The sequence below is a fragment of the Corynebacterium freneyi genome, assembly GCF_030408835.1.
GTDB lineage: Bacteria > Actinomycetota > Actinomycetes > Mycobacteriales > Mycobacteriaceae > Corynebacterium > Corynebacterium freneyi.
This window is the reverse complement of sequence record NZ_CP047357.1, coordinates 925,472-940,175: the sequence shown is the minus strand read 5'-3', so window position 1 is coordinate 940,175 and position 14,704 is coordinate 925,472. Positions and strand designations below refer to the sequence as shown.

General features: G+C 68.8%; 14 protein-coding genes. All 14 read right to left on the bottom strand.

Going from position 1 to position 14,704, the window contains the following annotated elements; all coding sequences use genetic code 11:
• Positions 1 to 8: 8 nt before the first annotated feature.
• A complete protein-coding gene (locus CFREN_RS04325) occupies positions 9 to 5,459 on the bottom strand; it encodes a phage tail tape measure protein (RefSeq protein ID WP_246580177.1) in 5,451 nt (1,816 codons plus the stop codon).
• Positions 5,460 to 5,476: 17 nt separating this feature from the next.
• Complete coding sequence (locus CFREN_RS04320) at positions 5,477 to 5,857, bottom strand: hypothetical protein (RefSeq protein WP_209653585.1); 381 nt, start codon at positions 5,855 to 5,857, stop codon at positions 5,477 to 5,479.
• A 53-nt stretch (positions 5,858 to 5,910) separates the two neighbouring features.
• The gene (locus tag CFREN_RS04315) at positions 5,911 to 6,252 is read right to left on the bottom strand and encodes a hypothetical protein (protein WP_209653587.1); all 342 of its coding nucleotides are present in this window, start codon (positions 6,250 to 6,252) and stop codon (positions 5,911 to 5,913) included.
• A gap of 94 nt (positions 6,253 to 6,346) precedes the next feature.
• Complete coding sequence (locus CFREN_RS04310) at positions 6,347 to 6,910, bottom strand: hypothetical protein (RefSeq protein WP_209653589.1); 564 nt, start codon at positions 6,908 to 6,910, stop codon at positions 6,347 to 6,349.
• A gap of 81 nt (positions 6,911 to 6,991) precedes the next feature.
• Positions 6,992 to 7,438, bottom strand: coding sequence for a hypothetical protein (locus CFREN_RS04305; RefSeq protein ID WP_244979550.1), 447 nt, complete (start codon positions 7,436 to 7,438; stop codon positions 6,992 to 6,994).
• Positions 7,439 to 7,441: 3 nt separating this feature from the next.
• Positions 7,442 to 7,750 carry a hypothetical protein gene (locus tag CFREN_RS04300; protein WP_209653591.1) on the bottom strand — a complete coding sequence of 103 codons (309 nt, stop codon included), beginning with the start codon at positions 7,748 to 7,750 and terminating at the stop codon, positions 7,442 to 7,444.
• A gap of 141 nt (positions 7,751 to 7,891) precedes the next feature.
• A complete protein-coding gene (locus CFREN_RS04295; protein WP_209653593.1) occupies positions 7,892 to 8,251 on the bottom strand; it encodes a hypothetical protein in 360 nt (119 codons plus the stop codon).
• Complete coding sequence (locus CFREN_RS04290) at positions 8,235 to 8,639, bottom strand: hypothetical protein (RefSeq protein ID WP_209653596.1); 405 nt, start codon at positions 8,637 to 8,639, stop codon at positions 8,235 to 8,237. The genes CFREN_RS04295 and CFREN_RS04290 overlap by 17 nt, the downstream gene beginning before the upstream one ends.
• An 11-nt stretch (positions 8,640 to 8,650) precedes the next feature.
• A complete protein-coding gene (locus CFREN_RS04285; protein WP_209653598.1) occupies positions 8,651 to 8,995 on the bottom strand; it encodes a hypothetical protein in 345 nt (114 codons plus the stop codon).
• 2 nt (positions 8,996 to 8,997) lie between these two features.
• A complete protein-coding gene (locus CFREN_RS04280) occupies positions 8,998 to 9,972 on the bottom strand; it encodes a major capsid protein (protein ID WP_209653600.1) in 975 nt (324 codons plus the stop codon).
• Between the two features lie 21 nt (positions 9,973 to 9,993).
• The gene (locus tag CFREN_RS04275) at positions 9,994 to 10,566 is read right to left on the bottom strand and encodes a hypothetical protein (RefSeq protein WP_209653602.1); all 573 of its coding nucleotides are present in this window, start codon (positions 10,564 to 10,566) and stop codon (positions 9,994 to 9,996) included.
• 18 nt (positions 10,567 to 10,584) lie between these two features.
• Positions 10,585 to 11,724 (bottom strand): hypothetical protein, encoded by a 1,140-nt coding sequence (locus CFREN_RS04270; protein WP_209653604.1) that lies wholly within the window; start codon positions 11,722 to 11,724, stop codon positions 10,585 to 10,587.
• Positions 11,717 to 13,099, bottom strand: a complete 1,383-nt coding sequence (locus CFREN_RS04265) for a phage portal protein (protein WP_209653606.1) — start codon at positions 13,097 to 13,099, stop codon at positions 11,717 to 11,719. The genes CFREN_RS04270 and CFREN_RS04265 overlap by 8 nt, the downstream gene beginning before the upstream one ends.
• Positions 13,100 to 13,111: 12 nt before the next feature.
• Positions 13,112 to 14,695: a terminase large subunit domain-containing protein gene (locus CFREN_RS04260; RefSeq protein ID WP_209653608.1), complete on the bottom strand. Its 1,584-nt coding sequence runs from the start codon at positions 14,693 to 14,695 to the stop codon at positions 13,112 to 13,114.
• Between the last annotated feature and the right edge of the window lie 9 nt (positions 14,696 to 14,704).

Genomic DNA, 14,704 nt, shown 5'->3' with positions numbered 1-14,704 from the left:
TCCCATGCTCATCCGAATCCCTGCTCCCATCGCTCGATGCTGATGGCCTCGCGGACGCCCGCGACCAGCTCGCGCCGGTCGTACCCGTTGGCCTGGACATTGATCGGGCGGGCCGGTCGCTCCGCCACCGCCGTTCCGCCGCCCGCGTGGGCGCCGCGGCCGGCGGCCTGGGCGACCTGGACCTCGCGGGCCAACCGCTCGTCGGAGTACCCGGCGTCGACCTGCTCGGCCAGCGACGTCGCCGCGGTGTTGATCGTGTCGTCGGCCAGGCCCTGCGCCAGCTGGCCCAGGTTGTCGACGAGCACCCCGCCGAGCTGCTCGCCCATGGCGATCATCGGCATCAGCGCCGCGCCCTGCGGCCCCAGGGAGGACGCCGCGGCGCGGGCTGCGCCGCCGAGCGCGTCGACGCCGATACCGGCGGCCATGGTGCCAGTGGTGACCGCCGCGTCGGCGAAGACGTGGGCGGCGTCAGCGCCGTCGTTGATCATCGTCAGCGCCGCTTCGTTCTCGCGGGCGGCGTCAGCGTTGACGACGAACTCCCCCTCGGACAGCCATACGGGAATGGTGTCCTTCGGGCCGCGGCCGCCGCGCTTGCCGGGGTACACCGGCCCGCCGGTCTGGTAGCCGGCGGCGGTGGGCCACGGCAACTGGTCGTACGTCGCGTTGACGTAGCGAAGCGCCGCGACGCCGTTGGACAGCACGTCGTGCACATCGTTGACCAGGTTCGGGTCACGGTACGCGGAGTACGTCCCGGGCTTGACCTGCCACACGCCCTCCGGAGTCCCCTCCGGGGAGTCCGGCCCCACCGCGTCCGGGTTGCCCCCAGACTCGATGTCGCCCTGCTCGGTCATCGGCCCCGACCACGCGGCCGGATTGCCTGTGATTTCCAGCGCGCGGAGAATTTCACCAGCCCACTGCTCAGTGCCGCGGGCCGGGTCATAGACCGCCGACCCAGTCGGCTGAATCTCCTCGGCTTCCGCCTCGCTGATCCCCGACCCGCCCGGCCCGGACTTCGGCTCCGCAGCCGTCGAGTCCTCGATGACGATCTTCCCCGACGCGTCGACACCACCGGCCTGTCCACGCGCCCGCTTCCCCGCCAGCATGCCCAGCTGCAGCAGCGGCCCCAACTCATCATCGTGGCCCAGCACGGTGAACAGGTCACTGGTGCCCTCGGTCACCGCGTCGCCGGCGGCGTTGCCTAGCAGCTCGGACACCGACGACGGCCGGTCTTCCAGCTCGCCCTGCAACTCGCGCAGCCGGATCGCGTAGTAGCCGCCGTTCTCGCGGGCTGCCTGCACGGCCTTGACGAGCTCCGAGTCCCGCCCGGCGCGGTAGTGGGCGCCGAAACGCCCAGTCCACACGCCGGCTTCGATCAAGGAGCGAACTCCGGTCGGGTCGTTGGCCTCGTTGAACGCGGCGGCCAAGTCCGTGTCGGCCTGGTCCTGGTCGCCGTAGGCCCACAGCAGGAACTCGACGAGCGGATCCTGCTCCGGGGCGTGGGCGACGCCGAAGCGATCGGTCCACGCGCCGGCGCGGGTCAGCTCCAGCAGGCCCGTCGGGTCGTTGGCGCCGGTGAGCGCTGCCGACATGATCGGGTCCGGGGGGATCTGGGTGTTCGACCGGGCGAGTCGCGGGGAGGACTCGGCGGCCATTTCGTCGAGTCGCTCCCGCTCGCGCTCGGCGTCCGTCTTTCCGTCGCTCTTGCTGCTTCCGCTGCTGCGGCGGGTGCGTCCCTTGCCGGCACCGCCGACGATCTTGTCGTCGGGCAGGTAGTACAGCGTCGCCCCGCCGAGTGCGTGCGGCGACGTCGCCCCGGCACCAACCTGCATGCCGTTGCCGCCGGATTCGATGTTGACGCCGTCGAGCTGGGCGACCATGTGCTCGGAGTTGACGCCGACGATGAACAAGCCGTCGGAGCCGGGCACGAGGTCCGGCCACCCGCCGCCCAGCAGCGTGTGGGTGGTTCCCAGTCGTTGCTCGCGGGGGGTGATGTCCTGCAGGGCGATCTGCCACAGGCCGACGTAGCCGGAGCAGTCGGAACCGCTCTTGGACGTGCCGCCCCACACGTACGGGCCGCCGCTGGTGCTCTCCAGTTCTCGGAAGGCACGGTCAACCCCGGATTCCGTGTCGTCCTCATCGCCGTCGGTGTCGTCGGCGTCGGTGCGGCCGGTATCCCGGTCATCATCATCATCATCGTCGCCGCGGGGGTTGCGGCCTTCCGCGTACCCCGGAAGCGACTGGTACGCCGCCATCGCTGCGCGGGCACGCGGGGTGTCCGCGTTGATGCCGCGCAGCAGCTGGTGGTAGGTCTCCGAGGATTCGCCGTTGATGATCCACTCGTCGGCGTCGAGCCGTGCGACGGGCATGCCGCGCATGTCGACCGCCAGGAAACCGTCGGTAATCTCCGTCCCCGGCCCAGTACTCGGCAGCCGGTAGCCGGCATGCCGGTCACCCAGCGCGTAGGCAGGCAAGAACCGCCCACCCGCGTTGTTGAGCGGCACCGGCCCCTGAATACGGCCTGCGTCCTGCCGCGAGTACCCCTGCGACACCCAGTACTCAACCCGGCGGGTGGTGATCGTGTGCGTCGACGACGTGTTCCGGTTGTTGAGGGAATCGATCTCGCGGCGGACATCAGGGACATTGTCGTCCTGAGTGTGCCCGGCGCCAGTGTCCGCCGCATTGAGGCCATCGATCCTGCCCCTGGTCTCGTCGACGTTGTCCGACTGGGTGTGATCCCCCTCGGTCTGCGTCCCGTCGAGACCGTGCAGCTTGGCCAGAACTTCCTCGACGTTGTCGGAGATCCGGATCTCTCCGGTCATTTCATCCTGGACCAGCAGGCCCAGGGCGATCATCCGCTCCATGACCTCCGGGTCGTTGGAGTCGATGATCACCTGCCCATCGGGCAATTCCGCCACCTTCAGCCCGAGCCGTTCGAGCTGCTCGCGCACCTCCGGCGAGTCGTTCGTGATGCCGATGTGCCCGTCGGGCAGCTTCTCGATCTGCACGCCGATGGCGTCGAGCATCGTGACGATGTCCATGCCGTCCGGGAACGTCACGGTGACCTCGCCGTTGAACGGCTGGGACACCTGAAGGCCCAGCTCTTCAAGCTCCCGGCGGGTGTCGGCGGTCACCGCATCGGACGCAACCTTGACGGTCTTGTCGTCCGGAATCGCCGTGATCGAGTCACCAATCAGATCAGCGGCGCCACGGGTCGACTCCATCGCCCGCTCCAGCGCCAGCAACTCCTGCCGCGCCTGCTCCGTCTGCACCTCGTCCAGCTCATCGGACGCACCCTTGACGCCGTCACGCAGATCGTTGGCGTCCCGCGTCGTCTCCTCGAGCTCGTGCTGCAGCGTCGTCCACTCGCCAGCGGAGAAAACACCGAAGTGCTCGGCGTCGATGTCGTGCAGCGCAGCGTTAACCCGGCGGGCCGCGTCCTCGTTGCCCGCCATCGCCGCGCCCATGTCCGCGGCACTCACGCCGGCGGCATCGAGGGTGGACCCGTACTTGGCCCAGAACTCCGAGCCGCGGATCGCCGACGCGTTCGATGCGGCCACCGCCGCGTCGATCTCCCCGATCGCACGGGCATTGCCCTGCATCGCCTGCGCCAGCGTGCCCTGGGAAATCCCCAGATCCGTGGCAGTCTGCGCCCACCCCGCTTCCTCCGCGCGCTTGAGCATCAGCGCTTCGGTCTGGGCAGTGATGGCCCCGGTGGTGTCGTCAAGTGTGTCGCGCAGCTCCGACTGTCGCTGCTTGTGCTCCAGCTCTGCCTGCGCCGCCTCCTGGTGGCGCTGTACCAGTGCGCCGATGGCCAGCCCGGCGGCGGCGAATGCCACGCCCCACGGCCCGCCAAGGAACGTCACCAGGCTGGAGGCGCCAGTCTTGAGGGCGGACATGCCGCCATGAGCGACGCCGGACAGCGCGCCGCCCAGCTGGAGCGCATTCCCCTTGGCTACCTGCGACACACGGGCCATACCGGACAGGTCCTCGGCGGCGCGCTTGGTGTTCCTGCCCAGCGTCATCGCCGGGGACGCCGCAGTTCGGAACGCTGACGTCATGCCAGCCACCGCAGGCGACCGGGATTCGATCACCGCCAGTGCGGATCCCACGACCCCGATTTCCTTGCCCAACCGCGCGGCCAGGCTCTGCTGGGCACGCATGTGCCCGCCAAAACCCTGCAGCGCACTGGACCCGGCGTTGATCCGGCCCGGCAGGTCGGCCCACTTCGACATCGCTATCGCGGCGGCCATGCCGGTGGCGGGCCCGATCAACCCGGACATTGCCGACGCGACGTCGCCGATGCCGGACGCGACCGGGCCAATCACGGCAAGTGCGGTCTCGAACCCGGCGGCGAGCACCGGCCCCAGGCCATCGATCGCGGACGTCGCCGCGTCGACGCCGGCGACGAGCTCGTCGGACAGCGCCGTGTAGATCGCCAGCCCAGCTTCCTCGGCCGCGTTCTGCACGCGCTCCAACGCGCCCGGCAACCCCTTCGTCTGGGCGGCGGCGACCTCGGCGGCCTGACCCTGACGGGTCACCGCGTCACGGAGGTTCTCGAAACCGCCTCGGCCCTGGTCGGCGGCAATACCGGCCAGACGCATCGCGTCCGACCCGAAAAGCGTGGCCGTCGCGGCCTGGTACGCCTCCGGTGTCATCTCCGACTGAGCCTTCGCCAGCTGCTCGAACAGGCTGGGCAGGCCGACGAAGTTGCCCTGCATGTCGTAGACCGACAGGCCGAGCTCCTCCATCGCCGCCTGCGCCGGCTTGCCCTGATCGGTCAGCGCCAGCAGCGCCGACTTGAGCAGCGTGCCCGCGTCCGAGCCCTGGATGCCCGCGTTGGCGAACATCGCCAGCGCCGTCGCCGTGTCGTCGATCGTCAACCCGAACTGGTTGGCCACCGTGCCGGCCTGCTGGAGACCCTGGGCGATGCCCTCGATCTCCGCCGACGAGGCATTGGCCGCGCCCGCCAGGATGTCGGAGACACGGGCGGCGTCCTCCGCCCCCAGCGAGAACGACTGCAGTGCCTGCGACTGGATCGTCGCCGCCGTAGCCGCATCAATCTGCGCGGCCGCAGCCAGCTGCAACGTTCCCTTCGCCGCCGACATCGACTGCTCGACAGTGAACCCGCCCTTGGCCAGCTCCGTCATCGCCGCCGCAGCGTCCGACGCACTGGTCGCCGTCAGCGACGTGTCGTTGCCCAGCTCGCGAGCCTTCGCTGCCACCGCATCCAGCTGAGTGCCGGTCGCCTGGGACACCGCCGACATCGTGTTCATCTGGGACTCGAACTCGACGCCGAGCCCCACGACGCCCTTGGCCAGCTCCGCAGCACCGAAAAGCAGACCCAGCTGGGCGGCGAAGTTCCGGGCCTTACCCAGGCCGCCCTGCAGCCCGGACTCCATCTTCCCTTCGAAGCCCTTGAGATCAGGCTCGACGAGAATGTCGATCTTGCCACCAGCCACGACGGCCCCCTTTTTATCTACTGCACGCTTGCCCGCAGCTCCCGCAGCTCGCGGAGGCTGATCTTCTTTCTCGGCGGTTCCTCCGCCCTCTCGATCCGCCGCCGCGTCTGCTCCACCAGCACCTCCTGGAGGGCCAGCGGGCGCGCGGCGACGGGCCGCAGGATCGGCGCCGGGGGCGGTTTGATGCCCAGCGCCTTACGGCGGTCCTGCTCCGCCTTCGCCTCGGGGTCGTCCGGGTCAGCGGTCCACCTCGACCACTCGGAGTTGAGGTAGAAATCGTCCCGGTCGACCAGTCGTGCGATGTTCTCGTCGGTCAGCGACCACTCCGGCGGCAAGTCCTCGACGAGGATCAGCAGCTCGATGTGCCACAGCGACGCGCGGGCGGTGATCCACGACATGCCGTAATGCCGCCGGAAGCCGGCGACGGCCCGGCGGCACGCGGCAGGATCGACTAGGGCCGCGCACCCACGGTGAAAGACCCGTCCTCGCCGCGCAGCCCCGCGATCTGCGCCAGGCGCAGCGTCACCTGCTGGATGACCAGCACGGGCATATCCATCAGCGCGTCGACGAACGCGGACTGCGTCTCGTCGTCGCTGTCGGACAGGGCGGCGGCGAGCGCGCGGAGCTGCTCGTCGAGCGTCGGCTTGATGCCGCCCTCGGAGTGCAGGCCGATGATCGCGGCGACCTCGTCGCCGGTGAAGTCCCGGCGCACCGACAGGGTGTGGTCGCCGACGGTGACCTCGACGGAGTCGCCTCCGGCGACGGCCAGGGAGTCGAGCAGGTTGATGGTCATGGGTGATCCTCTCGATCAGGGTGGTGGAGAAATAGTGGCGGCCACCTTTGGGTGTGGGGCGTGGCCGCGTGTTCCCCCGGGAGTAGTGCGGCGCCTACGGGGTCGCCGGGTCGGCGACCGTCATGCCGGTGGGCAGGGCCGGGATGATCTCGACCATCGGCTCCAGGAAGGTCAGCGTGAACTCCCAGCCGTCGAGGTTCTGCCCGTCGAGAGCAGCGCGGGTGGCCGGGGCGGACAGCGTCGCGCGCGGGCACCAGAACCACGACTCGTCGTCGCCGTCACGGACGCAGGTGAGGAAGGAGAACTCCTCGCCCTCGCCCTGCACCATGTGGTAGTTGGCGCCGACCTTGGTGATCGTGCCGCCCTGGGCACGGGTCAGCAGGGTCGCCTCCGTGTTGTCGACCGCACGGAACTTCATGCCGTTCTCCAGCGGGTCACGGGCGACCTTGTACGGGGCCTGGCGGTAGTTCCAGACCTTCTTCTTCTCGACCTTCTGGTCGGCGGTGACCTCGAAACCGGTCTCGATGCCGCCGAACGGCTTCATGACAGCGTCGATGGCCTCGGCGGTCAGGGCCGGCAGATCGATGCCGGCCTCGCCGCGCCAGCCGTCGCCGTCGAGCCAGAGGTACGCCTTGGAGGGATCCGCGTAAGTGGACATGCTTCCTTCTTTCCGCCCTGGTCAGGGCATGAAAAAACCCACCCCCGCGGTGGGGATGGGTAGAGGTGATTTCTCGTGTTGTCAGCGGCGGCGCAAGTGCACCTGGAACCGCACCGGGGCGTAGAACAAGAGGCTGTCCTTGCCCCGCTTTTCGTCGTAGAGCTGTACCGGGCCGTCAATCCACGTCGCCGACCACGCGTGCCGGTCATCGAGGACGACGTTCTTCGCCCGGCCCAGCAGCTCGCCGGCCGTCGCAGCGATGCTCCACGCCGTCACGTCCGGGTCCTCGTCGAACCCGGTGACGTCGAGGTCAGGCACCCACGGGGTGACCTGCACCATCAGGCGCCGCAGCATCGGGTCCGGGCCGACGTGCCCGACGACAGCCACCGTCACATGCGGCAGCGTCAGCGGGGACGGAAGGTCACGGGTGGAGATCGTCCCGCCGTGCAGCAGCGCCACCAGCTCAGGCTGATCGAGCAGCCACCTGCGCACAGCACCGGCAATGTACGGCATCGGTTCACGCGCCATGGGCTACCGCCCCCTCGGACGCATACCCGAGTACCGGCCATACGCCATGGCCGCGTTGGTCAGCGCCGCATGCGCCGGAGTGTCGCTGGTGCCGTACTCCTTGTGGATCGCGTCATCGTCGTTGTCGACGACCATCACGGTTCCTCCGGACTCCTCGACGCCCATGCCACCGCGGTACGCCCCGGTCAGCACCGGCGCCGAACCCCTCGCGTCACCGACGATCTGGTTAGCGATCTCTCGCCTGCCCTCCAGGGACTCCTGCTTCGTCTCCCGACGAAGCTGCTCCCTGTACAGCGTCAGCCTCGCGCTCATCGGCGGCCACCTCCTTCCGGCGGCGTCGCTTCGGCGGCGGGACGTCCCGCTGCTGGCGCATGTGCCGGCGGTGGTGCGACGACCCTCGGGCCGTCAACACCGTCCGCCCATTCTCGTCGACGTAGACGGCGGTCAGATTGCTCATCGGTTTTTCTCCTTTGCTCGACGCACCGGAAGGGCGGTGTATCTGGGGGTTCGGCGGGGGCCGCGCCGGAGGATCCCGTCGCCCCGCGCGTTCCACACCTCCCCGGCCGGGGAGGTCAGCGTCGCGGTGTCGGGGATCTCCATCGCTGGCAAGATCACGGCCACCCGCTCATCGCGGATACCCGACACCCCGAGCTCCTCCATGCCAGTGAAGGCGGGCTGCTGAATGGACACCGAAACGTCATGTGACGATTCAGGGCCCGGCCTACGATTACCGGTCATTTCGTCAATGACGAAACCCTCACCCGGCAGGGTCAGCACCCACCCGGATTCGAGGTGCTCACGGAGTCGGGTCATGGACTTCATACGACCTCGCCATCCTCATCGAGCCGATCCGGACGCCGCTGGAGCGCGGCGCTAGTAGCGCGTACTCGTCCGTCGTCAGATACAGGGTGCTCCCCTGCCCCAGGCCGGTGCCGGTGTCGTACTCGACCTGCCACTCGGGCAACTGCTCCGACCGGATTCCGTCCCGGTCATCCGCAGCCAGCGCCCGACTGACCATCTCCTCGACGACACCGCCGACGACCGCCCGGGAAATCTCACCCCGGTCGACGCGGCCGGACAAGTCCGGAAACCGCGCGTCGATGATTCCCTCGGCCCGCCCCAACCAGCGAGTGACCTTTCGGGCCTGCTCGGAGTCGAGACCCGGCCACACCTCGGACAGGTCATCCGTGAAGTACTCCACCGGCGACCTCCTTACTCGATGTCGGCGATCATGGCCAGGAGAACCTTCTTGGACTTGCCCTCCGTGTCGATTCCCAGCCCCTCGGCGTGCGCCCGGACTTCAGCGACCGGGGTCTTGTCGGACAAGCCAGTCCCGCCGGGCTCCGGCGCCGGCTCCGTGACGGCACCGGCCTCCGGCTCCCCGGCGGTGGACTTCCCACCAGCGTCGTCGCCGAACCGGTAGCCCTTGCGCCGGAAGTACGCCACCGCAGCGGCGTGCTTCTCGTCGTCGACGGTCGCCACCCCACCGGTGAAGACGACGCCGGCGACGACGCCCTTGAAATCCCGCACGGGGGCGCGAACGGTAATCGTCGCCATGATTAGCGCACCTTCACGCCACGCAGAACCGCCGCGGCCTTCGTGGCCTTCAGCGCCACACCGACGTTCTCGAGGTACACCTCGCCGGTCTTCACCGCGCCAGCGGTGGAGAAGTCCGGCAGCTTGGTGCGGACGATGTTGCCGCCGGCGGTGGTCATGCCGTGGAAGCCATCGAGGCCGAGGCGGACGATGTAGATGTCCGTGGTGCCTTCGCCACTGTCGACCGGGATGACCGGGTCATTCGACCCGGCCTTGGTGCCGGCCTCGACGAGGACCAGGTCGCCGACCATCTCGCGGGTCAGCGGGGCGCCGGCCGGAGTGGTCAGGCCGTCGACCGGGGACTTGGTGTACATGTTGGCGCGGCGCGCGGCCGCACGGATCTTCGCCAGCACCGCCTTGTTGGCGATGAGCAGGGAGCCCGGGCCGTCGAGCTCGGACTGCAGCTCGTCGAGGTCGTCGAGCACCGCGAGGTACGACGCGGCGTCGGTGAACGCGGTCCAGTCCTTCCCACCGGTCAGTTCGGTCGACGAGCCGGTCAAGGCCTTGTCCAGACCATCGAAGCCGTTGGCGTCGACACCGACGTCGCCGTTGATGACCTCGTCGTTGAACTTCGCGCGGGCGGCCTTGATCTTCTGGGCGGTCTGCAGCGCGATCTCGTCGGTCGCCGCCGCGCCGAGGTGGGCGATGCGGCGGTCGATCTCGTAGGCGCCACCGATCTCGGCCAGGGTGCCGGTGATCTTCTCGGTCGTGACGTTCTGCTTGCTGTACTCCTCGCCGATCGCACGGGTCTCGGCGGTCGCCTGGGTGACCAGACGGCGGTAGGAGAAGTCGAGCGTCGCGCCGCCACCAGCCGGGTTGACGGCCTGCTGGAACGGCAGCGCGTCGAGCAGCGGCGAATCCTTGCGGAACTCATCGATGACCGTGGTGTCGTAGTCGTCCTGGGTGTTGAGCTTGGCCTGAGCCAGAGTGATAGCCATGTTGGCTCCTCTCAGATGGGGTTAGTTGATGCCGTAGTGCGCCTTGATGGCGTCCTCGATGGTGGCGGCCACGGGGCCGCCGCTTCGTCCCTGCGACGGGTCGACCGCTCCGCGGCTCGACACCTGGCCGATGACCGCCGCGATCTCCTTCGCGTCCGCTTCCAGCTGCTCGCGGGAATCTCCCCGCAGCCTCGACGCGAACACGTCGGGCAGCCCAGCAGCCTTAACCACGTCCGCAGCCATTGCGTCGCGGGCGCGGGCGACTTCCTTGTCGCGCCACTCGGACAGCTCCTTGAGCTGCTGGCGCATGGCCTCCAGCTCCGTGTCCCGCGGGTCATCGGTATCCGGCTTCGCCGCGGGCTTCGCGGGCGGTTCCGAATCCCCGGCCGGTTCCGGCGGGGTAACCACGGGCTCGGGGGCGGGAGCCGGCGGCTCGTCACCGCTGGACTTGTCGCCGTTCTGGTCCCCGCCCTTCTCCGGCTGTGCCGGGGCGGGCTGCTGGGGCTCAGGCGGCGCCGGGTCTCCTCCGGAACCAGCCTGGGCACCGTCGATGCCCTCGATGTACCGCAGCCACGGCCGCGTGTTCTTCCACATGTGTGTCCTCCGTCAGGTTCATGGCGGCGTCACGCCGCGCCGTTTCATCCGCTCGTTCGCCCGCACGGTGGCCTGCTGCAACTCCGGGTCACGCGGGTAGTGCGACTGCCGTCCCGTCAGCCCCGGCGAGGCGTCGAGGTAGTAGCCGTTCTTGTGCAGCAAGCTCATCGCCAGATCTCGGTCATCACCGGCGATCCGGTAGATCTCCTCCGGCGTCAAACGCGGCCGGTCCATGCGCCGGTACCGGGAGCCGCGCTGCTTTTTCAGAGATGCGTTGTAGTTCTCCCGCAGGTACCTGGATGCCCAGCCACGCTTCGTGGTGCCTTCCGTCGTCGTCACCCGCCGGTAGCCGAAACGATCCGTCGTCGTGGACATGCCGCGCCGGGCGTTGATCACCTGGGAAGGGTCGGCGCCGTCGCGCATCGCCCGCGCCGCCGACATGCCGAACGTGGCATTCTGCTCGTCCTCGGTCAGCGAGTCGAAATACGCACGCGCGTCCACCGCCCAGTCGGGGTACTCGTCCCGCGTCGGCATTTGAGTGCAGTCGCACCCGGGGTGCCGGTCGAAATCCGCCGTCGGCGACCTGTGGAACTTGCCGGCGGTCACCACGCACCTGGGGCACGACGGCGGCGTGAGCACCCGCACCCACCCGGTGTCCTGGGCGAGCATTCGAGCGGACTTCACCGACCGTGACGTGTCCGACAGGATCGTCTGCGTCGCCAGCACAAGCGAGTTACCGGCCCGACGCCACGCCAGGGCACGCGCCGCAGCCACGTCACCGCCAGCCTCGCGCACCGCGTCAACGGTGCCGCCGACCATCCCCGCGCTGGCATACGCCTGCCCCATCACCGGACGGCCCGACGCGTCGGTCGACGCGAACGCCAAGGGGTTGGTGCGAGGCGCGTCGCGGACCTCCATACCCTGGGCAGCCAGCGCATTGTCCACCGACCACTCGGAGATCAGCGCGGCCTCCAGCTGCGCCATGGTCACGTCGGTGGCGTACCCGTCTGCGTTGCGGGCGAACCACCCGGCCGGGTCTTGCGGCGCCTCACGCGGCCACCGCCTCCCGACCCGCCGCAACAGGTCACGGGTGACTTCCTGGCGGGCGTCCTCATACAGCCGCACCGACCTGGGGAGCCGGTCGTAAGCGCTACGCATCGTGGATCGACTCCGAGTCGATCACGTCCGCCTCGATGACCCCGCGGGCCAGCGACCGGTAACCGAAGTCCTGCTCCTCCGCCTCCGCGCGCAGACGGTCCATTTCTCGGTTGATGCGGGTATCCGACCAGCCCAGCTCCTCCAGCGCCGACCGGCGTGACATCACGCCGGTCTGGACGTACTTCGTGATCGCGTCGGCGTGCTGCGCCTCCGTCGGAGTGCCCGGGTCGCGCCACGACACATCGATCGCACCGTGCTCCGGCCACACCCCGGACTCCAGCCGGTCAGAGATAGACAGCGCCCAACCGATCGCCGCGCCGCACGCCTGGTTGTGCAGCTCAACCAGCCGCACCAACCGGGCCTCCTCACCGCGCACCGTCGTCTCCGACGGCGGATTCGCCGTGACGTGACCAAACATCCGCATCGGCAACCCCGTTGCCGACGCCGCCTGCTGCCCCAGGGTCGTGATCGCCTGAAAGAACCCGGACATGTCCGCGCCGGCCAGCTGCAAAACCTGAGCCTTCGACTCATGGGCGCCGCCATCCCCCGACGAGAACACCCGCAGCATTGAGTCATAGAACGCCTCGTAGATGTCCACCTCGTTGCCGTCCTGGTCCACGACCCGGGCCGCCGCGTCGATCAAGACCTTCTGCGGCGCCGCCACCGTCTCCAGCGCCACCCGGGCGTTGAGCAGCGTCTCCGCCGACGTGTCCGCCAACCGCTTGATCGGCTCAAACACCGGCGAACCCGTGCGCTTGCCATCGACGTCATGCATCACGGCCATCACCACCGGCACCCGACCAAGTCCATGCTCATGCCGCGCCGTGACCTGACCGCCCGTGCCCCGCCCCTTGATCTCGATGGTCGAGTCCGGCAGGTACAGCACCCGCCGCACTTCCCGGGAGTCCGCGTCGTAGTACCGGCGAAGCGCCGCCAGCGTCTCCCCAAGCTCATTGACCAGCACGGTAATCGCCCGCACCGGCTCCACCACGATCCGCGGCCGACCGCTGACTGGATCCGAGGACACGGTCATCACGGCACGGCCGTAGATCCCCAGGTTCGACGCGAACGTCGGGAACTGAATGTCCATGTCCGAGGTTTCCCAGTAACGACGCAGGTCCTCGTCCTCGGTGTCGACGCCTCGTCGCAGCAACCGCTGAATGTTCTGCCGCTCCACCACGGCCTGCACCAGAGTCCGGCACCACATCAGCGGGAAAGCCTGCCGCAGCCACTCCTCGCGCAGCCGCAGCCCCAAGAACTCGATGTTCTGCTTACCCAGGTAGTAGGCGAGGTTCTCCGCATCAACCCGATCCTGGCGGACCGCGAGGTTCTCCAACTTCGCCACCAGAGCCGCTTCATTCTTGCTGAGCTTCATCGCCCCTCCTCGTCATCGCCGCTGCACGACCATCAGTCCGCCGCGCACCGGTGCCGGGCCGCCGCGCCATCCGGCGCTGATCGCGTCCATCCGTGCCGCATGCGCCAGCAGCATCGACATGGCCGCGTCGATCTTCTGCGTCTCGCTGGCCTTGCCCAGCGTGTATTTCATGTTCCGCTTTGCCACCCGCCGCGCATTCCGGATGTGCGTCGTCAGCACACGGGACGGGAGGTACCCGACAGACTTTGTGGCCAAATCGACCTCCAGCTGCTGCAACTGCTTATGCACCCGGTCCGTGCGGGACATGTCCCACTCGAACGCGTTGCCGTACCGCATCGACCACTCGGCGATCTCCGACCGCCAATCGTGGGCATCGCAGTAGAACCTGCGCACCCGGTACCGCGACTGCAGCTCGTCGACCGCCGCGTGCACCTCTCCACGCGGGATGTGCCCGTCGAAGTCCTCCGGATCCCACACGCACGGCCGGTGATCCGGCCCGTACGTCGGCACGAACACCGTCCCGTCATGGGTGATGCCGATGATCGCCGACCAGTCGTTGGACTCCGACCCGTCGAAACCCAGGCACACCTCCGCACCATCGTCGGGGACGTCCTCGTCGGGGCGTTCCGCAGCGAGCAGCGTGGCCTCCGGGATCCACCGGCCCTTGCCGTAGACGACCCGGTTGCCGAAGAACCGCTCCGCGTTACCCGGGTCGGTCTTGATCAACGACGCCGCCTCGTCCTCGATGACGTCGAGGTCAACCCACCACGCGTCGCCGTAGACGTGCTTGTGGATTCGCAACCGGTCGCGCTTGTTGGTGTACGACAGGTGCGCCGGCGCCTGCCGGTAGTCCACGTAGACTTTCCCATCCTGCGCCTCAAACGTCTGCTGCGCGTACGACCCCTCCGACGGATCCCACGCGTTGGTCGTCTGAATCGACCGGCCGCCCACACCGGCCAAACCACGGATCTGGTTCTGCGCCAGGGTGATGCCACCGGTCGACGGGGTCCACAGCTGCGTCTCGTCCTGCACCGCGAAGGTGATTCGCTGGCCCAGGCGGGACCGCGCGGCTGCGGTGACCGGCTCGATCAGTCCGCGGCCCCGGTCTCGGGGGACGTTGATGCGGGTCTCGCCGGTGTCCGGGATCACGTCGGCCAGCGGCCCCTCCTGGATCATCGGCAGCAGGGCGCCGTAGACGTTCATCGTCTGCTCTTCCGACGTCGCCGTGATCTGGATGTGCGGGGACGGCCACGGACGGCCCACAGGCTCACCCTGCGCGTCCCACCCGGCAAAGATGACCGGGCCGACAGCCTCCGCACACACCATCGCCGCCGTAAACGGCCCCTTCCCCCACTTCTGCGGCCTCACCACAAGCGATCGGCGGTACGCCCATGCCGACTTGTACTTCTCCGCAGAAGCATTCGGCTTGAGCCGGTAGTGCTCGAGCAGGATCTGCCACATCTCGTCGGTCAGCAGGTACGGCTCACCGACGTGGTCGCCGTCGGGGATGACGCAGTGCTCTTCGATCCACTGGCCGACCTGCCACCCGAGCGTCGGGTACGGCCAGCCGGAGGCTTCCGGGCCACACCACGGCATTGCCCATCA

Coding starts and splice junctions, on each gene's coding strand:
- CFREN_RS04320 (WP_209653585.1), bottom strand. CDS start 5,857: ATGTCGTGGATCACCGCCCGCGCGTCGCTGTGGCACATCGAGCTGCTG.
- CFREN_RS04310 (WP_209653589.1), bottom strand. CDS start 6,910: ATGTCCACTTACGCGGATCCCTCCAAGGCGTACCTCTGGCTCGACGGC.
- CFREN_RS04265 (WP_209653606.1), bottom strand. CDS start 13,099: ATGAAGCTCAGCAAGAATGAAGCGGCTCTGGTGGCGAAGTTGGAGAAC.
- CFREN_RS04260 (WP_209653608.1), bottom strand. CDS start 14,695: ATGCCGTGGTGTGGCCCGGAAGCCTCCGGCTGGCCGTACCCGACGCTC.
- CFREN_RS04280 (WP_209653600.1), bottom strand. CDS start 9,972: ATGGCTATCACTCTGGCTCAGGCCAAGCTCAACACCCAGGACGACTAC.
- CFREN_RS04315 (WP_209653587.1), bottom strand. CDS start 6,252: ATGACCATCAACCTGCTCGACTCCCTGGCCGTCGCCGGAGGCGACTCC.
- CFREN_RS04275 (WP_209653602.1), bottom strand. CDS start 10,566: ATGTGGAAGAACACGCGGCCGTGGCTGCGGTACATCGAGGGCATCGAC.
- CFREN_RS04305 (WP_244979550.1), bottom strand. CDS start 7,438: ATGGCGCGTGAACCGATGCCGTACATTGCCGGTGCTGTGCGCAGGTGG.
- CFREN_RS04300 (WP_209653591.1), bottom strand. CDS start 7,750: ATGAGCGCGAGGCTGACGCTGTACAGGGAGCAGCTTCGTCGGGAGACG.
- CFREN_RS04285 (WP_209653598.1), bottom strand. CDS start 8,995: ATGGCGACGATTACCGTTCGCGCCCCCGTGCGGGATTTCAAGGGCGTC.
- CFREN_RS04295 (WP_209653593.1), bottom strand. CDS start 8,251: ATGACCCGACTCCGTGAGCACCTCGAATCCGGGTGGGTGCTGACCCTG.
- CFREN_RS04270 (WP_209653604.1), bottom strand. CDS start 11,724: ATGCGTAGCGCTTACGACCGGCTCCCCAGGTCGGTGCGGCTGTATGAG.